A 12,649-nucleotide genomic window follows, 5' to 3' on the forward strand; every position below is an offset into this window, starting at 1 on the left:
GCGCAAAAGTATTAAAAAATCTAAGCGAGAGATTAGTTTTTTCATTTGCTTATTTTTCCTGTGGTAAAACGACTTTCTGGTAGAGCTTGACCGTGATTGCATAGTAGATAAAGTACAGAACAATAAAAATTGTAAATGGGATCCATAAGTGATGGTACGGATTAGGCAAAAGAATCCTAAATAGTTTCAAGCCAAATAAAACATCTAGTATTCCTAATACCGCAGGCAGCAAGAATAATGTACCCAGTTCACTTTTAACTGCTGAACTTAAAACTCTTCTTCGCGCACCAATTTGATAAAGCATCTGGTAACGAATACGGTCCCTAGCTGCCCCGCTTAGTACCTTAAACATCAAAGTAGAAGCCAGCATGGTCAGGAAAGCAAGTCCCAGGAAAAAGCCCATAAATTCAAACCCGCCACTGAAATTGCTAATTAATTGGTAGAAAACCGGTTTACTCTCATTAAATTGGTTAAGGTAATGCGGATTTTCTTTTAATTGCAATTGCTGAATCTTTAATAAAGTTGGGTAATCCTGTTCGAAATTTTTAACTAACATTAGCGACAAGAAATGAGGCTTACCAGGTAAGTTCTGCCAGTCAGAATGGGATACAAGTTTAATTTTCTTAGTCGTCCCTAATAGTGAACTAAAAGCATTGTTTGCATGTGTATCACTTTTAGCAAGGTCACTAAGTGCTAAATTGACAGTTTTATATGTTGGTTCATGACCTGCTAAATAGGCCTCTTTGTCTTTAACCGGCTGCTTTTTTAGCTCATCCCGCATTAAAAATAAATTCTTGCGATTTTCTTTATAATGGTAGGTTTGCTCAGTAGAAATATGTAATTTGGCAACTTCGGTTTTAACGGCGGGCGATGCGCTGACAACAATATTGTCGTAATAGATACTTTCTTTGCCCAAATCTTTAAGAGTAGTGAAGTTAAGTCCCACAGTGATTGCACCCAATGCCAAAGCAAATAGCAGTGAAATAATAGTTAAGATTTTAGTTAAGTCATGCAAGCGAAACTTCAGTTGGCCCAAGATGAAGACGCGTAATCCGCGATAAGAAAGAGATCTTTTTTTAATTAAGAAATTAATGACGCCAACACACGCGGCATCAAAAATAAAATACGTTCCTGCAACAATTGTTATGAGTGCACCTGGAATAATTAGTAAAAACATGTTTAAAGGCAGGCCCAAGATATGGTAACCAGCCGCTAATAATAGCAGACCCAAAATAGCTTCAACTGCAAGCTTAATCGGATGATTACCTAGTTTAGCAGGTTTTTGATCCTCCTTGAGTAAGCTAATAATTGGCGTGTGCGTTAATTTTCGCACATTATGAATAGCGCCCCAAAAGAACATGAAAATGAAGAAAATGAGTGTCCAGCCAATTGCTGGCGGATAAATCACAGCAAAGTGAGTAATCTGTAAATTTAATTTTGTAATTAGTAATTGTGACACAATAGCAGTTAAGCCAAAGCCAAATACAATACCTGCAATTGTAGCCAATATCCCAGTAATTAAGGTTTCGATAAAAATCAATAGCCCGATGCGGCTGCTTTTAGCTCCTAGCGACATAAACATACCGTAATCATGCTTGCGCATACTGAGCAAAAGCGAATTGGCATTAATTAAGTAAACAAAAGTAATCAAGACTAATAAAACGATCCCAAAGGCAAAGGTAAAATTTAGATAATCCGTTGAGGCATTGACATCATGACTAATAAAAGAAGGATTAATAGCAATCGTTAAGAACATGTAAAAGATCATGCTAGCAACTATTAAGCCTGAAAAAAGAACAAGATAGTCTTTAAGTCGGCTTTTGATGCCCGTTAAAGAAAGTTTCCAAATCATGATTTTCACCCTATTCTTCAGTACCTAAGTGTTCAAGCAATTGGTGATAAAACTTTTGTCTCGGTAAATCTTGCTTGAGTAGTTGCTCACCAATTTTTCCGTCTTTAATAAACAAAATACGGCTAGCAAAACTAGCGGCAAGTGGATCATGCGTAACCATTAGGGTTGTAATACCATCGTTTGTATTTAAGTCGCTCATTGTATCTAACAGTTCACGGGCACTCTTTGAATCAAGAGCTCCAGTGGGTTCATCAGCTAACAAAATTGCTGGTTCATGTACTAAAGCCCTAGCTGCGGCAACTCTCTGCTTCTGTCCGCCAGAAACTTCAGCCGGATATTTATTAATAATCTGACTAATACTTAACCTAGCAGCAATACGGTCAACTAACGGATCAATTCGACTAGACTTTACCCCTTGAAGTGTCAACGGCAAGGCAATATTTTCGCGGTTAGTCAAGTTTTCCAGTAAATTAAAATCCTGAAAAATAAAACCAATTTGTTTACTCCTGAAGTCCGCTAGCTGATTGGCATTAAGCGTGCCGTTGTCTTGGTGATTAATAAAAACGTGGCCCGTTGTCGGTTTATCAAGTGTAGAAAGAATATTAAGCAAAGTGGTTTTACCTGAGCCAGAAGCACCCATGATGGCAACGAATTCACCCGAATTAACGGCAAAATTAATCCCCTTAAGCGCTTGATATTGCTTTTCTCCTCGTTTACCGTAGGTTTTAGTTACTTGATCTACCCGTAAAATTTCAGTCATAATTCAACCTCACTATTATTTCTCTGTATTATTTAACTAATACACTATTCCAATCTTTTGAATTTGTCAAACAAAAAAAGCCATTTGCAAAGCAAATGACTTTTAAATTTAATTATTTAACTAAAATTGGCGTAGCTGATAAAAGCTAATTTTTATCTAAAAACGGACTATCTAGTTCTACTCATCACGGTTTTTAACGGGGTAACAATAATTGGCGTAACGATAGCAGTAAAGATTGCTTCAATCAGTCCATTCATGCCAAGCGCAATAATCAGTGCTTGGATCAAAGGTGTTCCCGTGGCAAAATTGCCCATATACCCCATTAGCCTTGAGGAATTCCCCATAAAAATGAGACTAGTCAAAAGAATGACTAAAACAGTATTCGTTAATGACGTAACTGCACCAGCAACGATATAGCTGCCTTCTTTAACGCCTCTACTCTTATTTTGACTGGCCTTACCAATTAGCCCTGGAAAAAGTCCCGCACAAATACTTGGGATAAATGAAATAAAAATATTCTGGAATAGGATTAAGCTGACCATATCTCCAGGCTGGGTATATGCTAGGATCACCCGTAGCAGTCCCCAGAAAGTACCAAAACAAGTTCCGGCAACCGGTCCCATTAACAATGAATAAACAGCAACTGTCAATGGCGCTGTAGTAATTGCAGGCAAGCCAGGCAAAATACGGATATAACCAATATTAGGGACGAAAGTCTGCAGTAAAAAAATTGCAATAAATAAGGCAGTAATTGCCAAGTTTCTAGTTTGTTCTCTACGCATCTGATTTCTCCTTAAATAACACGTTGTCATTATATTGCTAAACCAAATAAGCCGCAAATAATCGTGCTTAAGATTATTAAAAATTATAATAATGGCATAAAGAAAAACTATCAATGCTGTCTGCAGTAAGTTTAATTATTTATTAGTGGTGATGGCAAAAAATTGCCGTAATTTTTGGGCCTCGTCCTGTAATTTCTCTTCGTTATCTACTTGGGATAGTTTGTAGCCAACAAAATATGGTGGCGCAGCAAAACGCGCTATCAGCTTAGCACAAATCACATTATTTTTTCGCGGATAAAAAAAGAGGTTATACGAATCACACCGGCCATTCGAAAGAACCGTCAGCATATATTTTGCCCCGCATTGAATCCAATCTGCCCACAAGTCTATACCGGCGCTATTAAGCAAATTGATATTAATTTCAATATAGCCTTGAACCGGAAAACGGGCAATATTGACTTCTACGTCCTCCTGGTTAAACAAAGTAACCCCATTAAAATTCTTTTCTGACAAATAATGGTAGCCGTCTTGCTTTTTCAGACCAACAATCTGCATATGAGGATGAATGAGTGATCCACCCGATTGCGGGCCAAAATTTTTATACCACAAGGTTGACCGAAACTCTTCTTGCTTTCGCATTTTATTAAAGCATGCTAAAGAAAAACGCATTAACGCCCGGTTTTGTTTAGTAGAATAAGTGGTAATATCGCCTTGATGATCGCTCGACTCAATTAGAACGGTTTGAACCGTATCACGCAACGTAGGATATTTGTTGCGCAACCAAATCATATCCCCGTTACGGTCATAAATGTTGCTCAATTCATCTGGCGCGCAAAAGGGACAACCTGACTTATTCTTGGTTTTTCGATATGAATTGGGCTTTTCCTTGGCAATATTAACATCAAAAATTAACGGATCATTTTCCATGCGAACCTCCTAAACAAGTTTTTAACTATTGTATTTTACTAGAGTCTCAATAGATGATAAACTGGAACCGCAATTATTTTAAAAAAATTATTTACAGTGGATAAAAATTATGGAATCGAGAAAAAACTTAAAAAAATACAATAATCGCAACAATCTTTACCTAATCATTATTGGAATTGTTTTAATTTTAGCGGTTGTTTTCGGCGTAGTTTTATATAACCACCATGTCGAGTCACAAAGACAGGCAAGAGAATTTGCCACCAACCATTTTAACCCTAATGTAAGTATTTATGGTGTTAAAGTGGGTAATTTAACTATTGCCAAGGCAACGGCCAAAATTAACCGACAGGCCAACAATATTGTGACCCTTGAAAAAGGTAAAGTCGCAATCGAGCGTGATCCCAGCATTAACACAATTGATCGGCAAACTGTGCGCGACTATTTTGTTAAACAACACACAACCATGCCCAACAAGAAAAATTATGAATACTACTATACTGATTTAGAAAGTGCCAACAGCAAATTAACGTCAGTTAGTCGTGCCAGCGTTACCTACAAAGTTGCTGGTAAGTCCTATAAATTAAAGGCAAATGAGCTCCTTAACAAGGTCATTTTTAAACAAGGTACATTCTCATTTATTAATTCAGAGAATCTAACAGCGAAATTAAATAAGATCGACCAAGAAGTTTCGACAATTCATAAAAGCTATCAGTTTAAAGTACCGGTTAAAAATAAGCTTAATAGTAAAGCAATTACCGTCAAAAATGAGAGCTACGGCTGGGGCGTTAACGTCAAAAAAGCGCAAAAAGCAGTTGAAGAGGCCTTTTTAAAAGGTACAACCAGCTTAAATGGCGAAGATTACATCTATGGCTTAGGTTACAGTACTTATGGTCTAGGCTATAACAAGTCCAATCATGGAATCGGAAATGATTATGTTGTTGTTTCTCTCAAGAAACAAGAATTATGGATTGTCAGAAAAGGTAAATTAGCCGTTCACTTAAACGATGTTGTTACTGGAACTGAAAATGGCGGCAAAGGAAACCGTACTCCTACTGGCGTATGGTATATTCAGTATAAAGAATCGCCCGCTGTTTTACGCGGCCGCAACAATGATGGTTCAAAGTATGCCTCTCCGGTAAAATACTGGATGCCGTTTACTCTTAGCGGTTGCGGATTGCATGATGCCAGTTGGCGCGGCGATTGGAGTAAAAAGGCATACTTGCGGGGCGGTTCTCACGGTTGCGTCAATATTAAGCCAGGTGAAATCAAGCATGTTTGGCATAATGTTGTTAAGCATGAAGCAGTCATCGTCTATGACTAACTAGTGAATACTCTAAGTTAATAATAATTAAAAGGGCATGTTGCAATTTATAGCAGCATGCCCTTTTAATTTGCTCGCGCATTTGTTAATAAGGGAAAAAAGGTAAAATACCAGTTTTCCCATTTGAAATTTCGTAATTAATTTAAAGTTGAAAAGATTTGGTTTAAGATTGATTGATACATTGAATTGTATAGTATTGAAAAGAGAATAGCGATTGCTACTAGTATTATCAGATAAGAAATAATATAACCATACATTTTATCTCTAATAGGCTGTCTATTTTCACCAAGCGCAGTTACCTGGAAGCCCATGTAAAAGAGCGAAAAGATGATAAATAATACTACAGAAACAAATGAGCCGTTATTTGGACCCATTACTAAAATAACGAAGACTAATAATGATAATATCAAATTAAGGTTGCTGGCGTGAACGCCCCGATTAACGAAAGCGATTAAGCCGTCAGTTTTACCATAAATAAAATAATGTCCTGCATAATAGCCACCAATGATAATTGCTTCAAACAAAAGTGTGAACAGCAGTAAACTGATGACGCCGCTAAAGGCAAAACCAGAAACTATTCGACCTACACCATAGCCATTAGCCATAGACTTCAAGCAAAAATAAAAGCCTAAAATAATCAGCAAGTCGTCTAATAGAATCGTAGCCCAGCCATACCAGCTTTCACCAATCAGCGCTGAAAATGGATGCTGCCATGAATCAACGCACCATTGCCAGTAATTTTGAATGACGTTATTTGGTCTTTCTGAATTAGCTTCTTGCGTATTAGCTGAAGTCGGTGCTTGCCGGAACTGATTTTCTTGCGCTTGTTCATTATTAGCAGCATTTGGCTTTGTCTGATTTTGCTCAAAGTTTTCTCCACTATTCGGTTGACTTTTTATTTGGTGTGAATCCTCTGACTTAGCAATAGCCTCTTGAGGACTATTATCTATCTGCCGCAGATCGGCCCCACATTTAGTACAAAAATTGACATTTGATTTCATCAATGCGCCACAATTTGGACATTTTTTCATTTGTTAACCCCCTTATTATTCCCTTAATTATTTTACTAAATAACTATCAAATAGCAATTCACTAAGAAGTTAAATCTTAATTTAGCTGGTACGATAAAAGTGCCTATTCTGCTACGTCATTTACTATTACCATTAATAAATTACAATTAATTGCTTAAAGTGTTATTTTGCACCAATAAAAAAACACCAAGCTAAATGTTTAGCTTGGTGTTTTAAGTACATCAATATTAACTTAATGATACGAACTTGATAAGTGTTAGATTCCTACTTATCCTGCGACAAAATTGCCTTGATTGCTTCATTAACTTGCGCTTTTTCATTTGCAACTAAAGCAGCTTTTGTTGCAATTACGCGTGTATCCATCTTAATTTCACGACCAAGTCCTGGTTGATCGATTTTTGGCTCAAAGAATTCCTTGAATTCCGTTAATCTTTGTGCGGTATCGAAAACTTTCGCAGTTACAGTGATATAACTTGTGAATTCCATATCGCCACCGATTGTCTTTTCAAGCCATGACCAGTCTTGACGTAACCAATCCCATGCTAATTGTTGACCATTCTGGTTAAGTAAAATGGAGCGGTACCAAGCACGAAGATCTTGGGGTTTGATAATATCAGCATTTTCAAAATTATCCACAATCTTCTCTAATTCATTCTTGTCAGTGGTCATAGTAATAGCTGCTAACAAGTCTTGCTTAAAGTATGGGTCCACTGCTTCTTGGTACTGCTTAATTAAGTCGGCAACAAGACCAGGTTGATGATAATTTCTAACTTCATTTACCAAAACATGAGGTCGAACTGATGCCTCAATGGCTGCCAAATTATCTTTATTCTCTGTAAAAATTTGGTGACCTGCTGCATAAATAGAAGAATTTTCTGCATATAGCGCAGCCATTAAAACGATTGGTCGAATCAGTTTATCATCTGAAGTATCAGTCTTTTTGGCTTGCCAGCCTAAGCGGGTTACATTTTCGGCAGATAATTTATTGCAAAATGCCTTCAGCGCTTTTTCGTCAGCCGATCCGTGAGTGACAAATTTCCGCAATTGATCAACAATATTGAACAAAATATTAATAACAATATTAGATCTAGATGCAGCAAACTTCGGCAACAGCGGAATGATTTGCGCATAAGAAATTTGGTTACCCGCGGCAAGCAAGGACAAGTCTTGCAAGAGTTGTAATTGGTCAACTGGCTGTAATTGATCAACTTCGGTCATAATATCATTCATCAATGTTTCGTCATAGTTAACAATAAAGTGCGAACTATTACCAACATTAATGCGTAATGCATGACCAGCTTTTGCACGCAGGTCTTGATAATCACCAAGATCAAGTTTACGCTCTGACATAATTTGTGGCGCAGCGAAATTGGCGTTAAGTGGAATTGCCCATTTACGATTAGCATCTTTGCCTTCACCAATAAAGAATTGCTTTTGGCTCAAAACCAAATGATTTTCTGCATTAACTTTAGCCGTGACAACCGGATAACCAGGTTGATCAAGCCAAGTGTGCATAATTTTACCAATATCTAAGTCAGTTGCAGTAGACAATGCATTCCACAGATCGTCACCGGTTGCATTGCCAAACTGATGTTGGTCAAAGTAATACTTCAGCCCTTTGCGCAATGCCTCATCGCCCAATAAAGCGCGAACCATTACTAACATTCTTGAGCCTTTAGCGTAAACTATCGCACTATCAAAAATCGAATCAATATCGGCAGGATGTTCAACTTCAACGTGAACTGGTTGAACGCCATCAGTGGCATCACGATTTAAAGCAGCAGGAACTTCTGATATTTGGTAAACATTATCCCAAACATGCCATTCAGGCTCTAAAGCGTCAATTGAGACATATTCCATCATGTTGGCAAAACTTTCGTTTAACCATAAATCGTCCCACCACTTCATCGTTACCAAATCACCAAACCATTGGTGAGCAAGTTCATGGGCAATAACTGTTGCCACATAAGCTTTTTGTTCAGGAGTAGCATTGTCTGGATCCAATAAAATTGCGGCTTCACGGTAAGTAACCAAGCCCCAGTTTTCCATTGCCCCGGCAGAAAAGTCAGGTAGCGCTAATTGCCAAGAATGTGGTAATGGGTACTTAGTTTGATAGAATTCCTCATAAAATTCAATTGCTCGCTTGGCGATATCAAGCGCAAAGTTTAGTTCCTTAGCTTGATGCGCTTTAGTCGCAAACACGCCTACTTTGACGCCGTCTTTGGTTTCTGTCATCTTAGATTGCAATTCACCGAACGCAAACGCAATCAAATAACTGGACATTCTAACTGTTTTTTCAAAATAGTGAACGCCATTTTCAACCTTGATTTCCGGCATATTAGCAATTGTCGTTTCGCCTTCGTGCTCGTCATATTTAAGGGCTAACGAAAAAGTGGCCTTTGCTTCAGGTTCATCAACGCATGGGAAAGCCTGACGAGCTGAGGTAGTTTCAAATTGTGTTCCAATAATCTGTTTTTTAACGCCATTCACTTTGTAATATGAAGGATAAATTCCCATCATAGTATCAGTTAGTGGTGCGGAATAAGTAATCTCAACTGTAACTTTGCCTGTTTTGCCTACCGCAATTTTTATTGCTTCTTCCTCATCATCAACGGTGAAAGGAACCTCAGTACCATCACACATGACTTTCGTAATAGTCATATATTTTTGGTTAATTAAAATTGTATCTTCGATTGCCTCACCAGTAATTGTTGAAGTACCGGTAATTGTTTTCTGTTCGCGGTTAACATCAATAAACAAGTCATAATGATCAGGATGAAAAGTTTCATAAAAATGTTTTGCAGTCATAATCTACCTCCTAGAATAGTTTCCTCTAAATTCTACCAAAACTATGCAGAAATAACATTAAAACTTGATTGTAAGAGTCGCGTGTTAATTCTGTAACAACAATGAAATATTGCATGTGTATGATTATCCATAGTAAATAAATGATCTTTTTTTATAGGGAATGAAGAAATTGAAGAAAAATAAAAGTCTGTTAACTAAGTTAATTGCAGCTTTAGCACTATCTTTTGGTTTTACTGTTGTTGCGCAAACAACTAACACCAGTTCAAATGTTCAAACTGTTCAAGCTGCTAGAAAATTATCTAAGCGTGAACGTGCTGCGAAGAACTGGATTGCAATGAGAGAATCCGGTGGTAACTACTATGCTAGAAATGGTGTGTGTTACGGCAAGTACCAATTAAACATTAATTACCTTCACGGTAATTATTCCCCTAAGAACCAGGAACGAGTTGCCGATAATTACGTTTACGGCCGCTACGGTTCATGGGTTAATGCCAAGAGCTTTTGGTTAAGTCATCATTGGTATTAAAAAGAGTAATAGATTTCAGTTTTCCTAATAATAAAAACAGTTTAGTAATTGACTAAGCTGTTTTTTATTTTGTCTTATTTTTGATTGTCATTAATCAACGCAAAAAACAACACTCTTGCTTGTTTAATTAGTTTGCTCAGTAATAAACAAACCATCTTTTTTAGCGATATACTTAATGTAACCTAATTATCGTAAGTATAACTGAATAAGTGTTAGACAAATCTGATACTACCTATTTGCGGAAAGGCCGTCTGAAATATGAGAAATACAGAAATCACCTTGCAAACAAAAAGAGCTTTTTCAAAGGCTTTAAAAGAATTATTGCGTAAAAAGCCGCTAGACAAAGTAACAGTTAAGCAACTACTGACGCTAACTAACCGAACTAGACCAACCTTTTACTATCACTTTGAAGATATACCCGATTTAGTGAAATGGACCGTACAAGATGAAATTATCTCTCTTTTGCAAAAATCAAATGGTTATGATCACTGGGATAAAGATCTCTACAATATCTTTAAGTATTTTTACAATAACCCTTCCTTGGGACGAGCATTCTACGATAATTTAGATATTAAGCAGTTTAATTGGGTTTTTAGGGAGCCCCAGATTAATGTTTTGCTCGGATACATTGATGAAATAATTAAAAAAGAACACTTGCATGTTAAAGCAGAAGACCGGAAGTTTATCGCTCAAATTTCAACGGGTGGTTTTACGGAAATTGTTTTAGATTGGCTTGGTAATGGTCAGAAAGAATCGCCTGAACAAATCAGAAAAGAATTTTGCCGGACACAAGAAAATATTATTGTCCATTCTCTAAGAATGGCCGATAAAAACTGGACATTATTCTCTGAATAATATTTTTGACAGTCTATTAAATATGTTAGACATCTTACCCTTTTAGATAATTGTCTATTTTAAATAAATTGATAGCGCTTAATATTAAAGATAGAAACAAGTTAGTTCAATAGTGAACAATTATTCAGAGAGGAGTTTTTGTATGAAAGAATTTAAGGATAAAGTTGCTCTGATTACCGGTGCTGCTCATGGCTTTGGTCACTCACTAGCAATTGAGGCCGCCCAAAGGGGCATGAAACTTGCTCTAGCTGATATAGATCAAGATGCTCTTGAAAAAACATTATCTGATGTTAAAAAGATTGGTGCGCAAGCTATCAGTATCCCAACTGATGTTACTGAAGAAAGCGAAATCGCTAACATGGTAGATGAAACCATGTCAAAATATAATGAAATCAACTTATTAATTAACTCCGCCGGCGTAGCAATTCCTGGACCAATATGGGAATTGCCAACTCGCGATTGGGAATGGATTTTACATGCCGACTTAATGAGTCAAGTATGGGCTTTAAAACGAGTTATTCCAATTATGGAAAAGCAAAAAGGACACGGTGATATTCTTAACGTAGCTTCAATGGCTGGATTAATAACTAGTCCTCTAATGCCAGCTTATTATGCAACTAAATTTGCAGTCGTTGGTATGACTGAAGCAGTTGAATATGACTTACAGGCCGTAAAAGCAAATGTCGGTCTTCACGTATTTTGCCCTGCTTTTGTTCAGACAGATTTATATCACACCGAAAATCACCGTCCTGCTAAATATACGGATAAAAGTGACCCTTATTACTCCAGTAAAACATTTAAAGAAGGACAAAAACAAGCAAAAATTGATATTACAACTGGTATGCCAATTGATAACGTTCCAAAGATCATCTTTAAAGCACTTGAAGATGATAAATTCTATATTTTGACGCATCCAGGCATGAATCCAGCAATTGTCGCTAGAGCTAAGAATATTCCTAGTGGAGAAGGACCTGATTTAAAAGCCTTAGCACCTTTTTTAGAACAAACACACGAAGTCAAAGAGGATAAATAATTATGGAAGACAAAAATATCATTAATAATGATTTTAAGGATATAGTGTTTAATCGCCAGTCTGTAAGAAAATTTGACCCAACAGTAAAAATTTCTCACGATGAATTTGAACAAATGATTGCGGAAACAGCTAGTGCTCCTTCTGCCTGCAATTTACAAGCTTGGCACTTTGTAATTGTCGACACGCCCGAGGGCAAAGAAAAACTTAAAAGCTATTTTATGAAATTTAATATGCCTCAAGTTGAAACTTGTTCAGACATGGTTTTACTATTTGGTGACACGGAAGCATTTAAGTCATACCGCGATTTGTGGACAAAAGCTTATCATAATGGTCAAATTGACAAAGAAAAACTAGATGAAGTATTTAGTACATTCTTACCGCTGTATGAACACGCAGATTACGACACACTAGTTATGGACGCTTCAATCGATTCTGCTCTAGCGGCAATGCAATTTATGCTTGTTGCAAGAAGCCACGGTTATGAAACTAATCCAATTGGTGGTTATAACACTAAAAAAGCTGCAGAAACTTTTAATTTAGACGCCAAAAGATATGTTCCAGTAATGGCTATTGCAGTTGGTAAAAGAGCTCCCCAAGACAAGCCAGAAGTTAAATCCGTCCGTTATCCAGTTAAGCAAATATGCGAATTTGCCTAGTAATTAAAAAAGTACCATATTAAGTAATTTATTATAAAAGCAGTCAAACTTTTGTTGAGTTTGGCTGCTTCTTCTAATTCTTTCGGTGCTAACCACAC

11 protein-coding genes are annotated in these 12,649 nt (G+C 37.0%); 5 read left to right on the forward strand and 6 right to left on the reverse strand.

What is annotated here, in order from left to right; genetic code table 11:
• Window positions 1–49 precede the first annotated feature (49 nt).
• The 4 genes from J3U73_RS06630 to J3U73_RS06645 all read right to left on the reverse strand — a co-directional run bounded on the left by J3U73_RS06630 (window position 50) and on the right by J3U73_RS06645 (window position 4,321).
• Window positions 50–1,852: an FtsX-like permease family protein gene (locus tag J3U73_RS06630; RefSeq protein ID WP_267392559.1), complete on the reverse strand. Its 1,803-nt coding sequence runs from the start codon at window positions 1,850–1,852 to the stop codon at window positions 50–52.
• 10 nt (window positions 1,853–1,862) lie between these two features.
• The gene (locus tag J3U73_RS06635; protein ID WP_220269011.1) at window positions 1,863–2,612 is read right to left on the reverse strand and encodes an ABC transporter ATP-binding protein; all 750 of its coding nucleotides are present in this window, start codon (window positions 2,610–2,612) and stop codon (window positions 1,863–1,865) included.
• 167 nt (window positions 2,613–2,779) lie between these two features.
• Window positions 2,780–3,394, reverse strand: coding sequence for an ECF transporter S component (locus J3U73_RS06640; protein ID WP_267409936.1), 615 nt, complete (start codon window positions 3,392–3,394; stop codon window positions 2,780–2,782).
• A 135-nt stretch (window positions 3,395–3,529) separates the two neighbouring features.
• Entirely contained in the window at window positions 3,530–4,321 is a 792-nt protein-coding gene (locus tag J3U73_RS06645; RefSeq protein WP_267409937.1) for a DUF4931 domain-containing protein, read from the reverse strand.
• A gap of 109 nt (window positions 4,322–4,430) precedes the next feature.
• On the opposite strand from J3U73_RS06645, the gene J3U73_RS06650 reads away from it, so the two are divergent.
• Window positions 4,431–5,642, forward strand: coding sequence for a L,D-transpeptidase family protein (locus J3U73_RS06650; RefSeq protein ID WP_220269008.1), 1,212 nt, complete (start codon window positions 4,431–4,433; stop codon window positions 5,640–5,642).
• 137 nt (window positions 5,643–5,779) lie between these two features.
• Here J3U73_RS06650 and J3U73_RS06655 read toward each other — a convergent pair whose 3' ends face one another.
• Complete coding sequence (locus J3U73_RS06655; RefSeq protein ID WP_267409938.1) at window positions 5,780–6,673, reverse strand: zinc ribbon domain-containing protein; 894 nt, start codon at window positions 6,671–6,673, stop codon at window positions 5,780–5,782.
• Window positions 6,674–6,937: 264 nt separating this feature from the next.
• Entirely contained in the window at window positions 6,938–9,481 is a 2,544-nt protein-coding gene (locus J3U73_RS06660) for a M1 family metallopeptidase (RefSeq protein WP_267409939.1), read from the reverse strand.
• Window positions 9,482–9,641: 160 nt separating this feature from the next.
• Here J3U73_RS06660 and J3U73_RS06665 point away from each other — a divergent pair, with 160 nt between their 5' ends.
• From J3U73_RS06665 to J3U73_RS06680, 4 genes are all read left to right on the forward strand, one after another.
• Window positions 9,642–10,007, forward strand: a complete 366-nt coding sequence (locus J3U73_RS06665) for an aggregation promoting factor surface protein (protein WP_220220595.1) — start codon at window positions 9,642–9,644, stop codon at window positions 10,005–10,007.
• Window positions 10,008–10,265: 258 nt separating this feature from the next.
• Window positions 10,266–10,862, forward strand: coding sequence for a TetR/AcrR family transcriptional regulator C-terminal domain-containing protein (locus J3U73_RS06670; protein WP_267409940.1), 597 nt, complete (start codon window positions 10,266–10,268; stop codon window positions 10,860–10,862).
• A 142-nt stretch (window positions 10,863–11,004) separates the two neighbouring features.
• The gene (locus tag J3U73_RS06675; protein WP_267409942.1) at window positions 11,005–11,895 is read left to right on the forward strand and encodes an SDR family NAD(P)-dependent oxidoreductase; all 891 of its coding nucleotides are present in this window, start codon (window positions 11,005–11,007) and stop codon (window positions 11,893–11,895) included.
• A gap of 2 nt (window positions 11,896–11,897) precedes the next feature.
• Entirely contained in the window at window positions 11,898–12,551 is a 654-nt protein-coding gene (locus J3U73_RS06680) for a nitroreductase family protein (RefSeq protein ID WP_267409943.1), read from the forward strand.
• Window positions 12,552–12,649 lie beyond the last annotated feature (98 nt).

Origin of the sequence: Lactobacillus sp. B4005, from assembly GCF_026536045.1 — a bacterium.
GTDB lineage: Bacteria > Bacillota > Bacilli > Lactobacillales > Lactobacillaceae > Lactobacillus > Lactobacillus panisapium.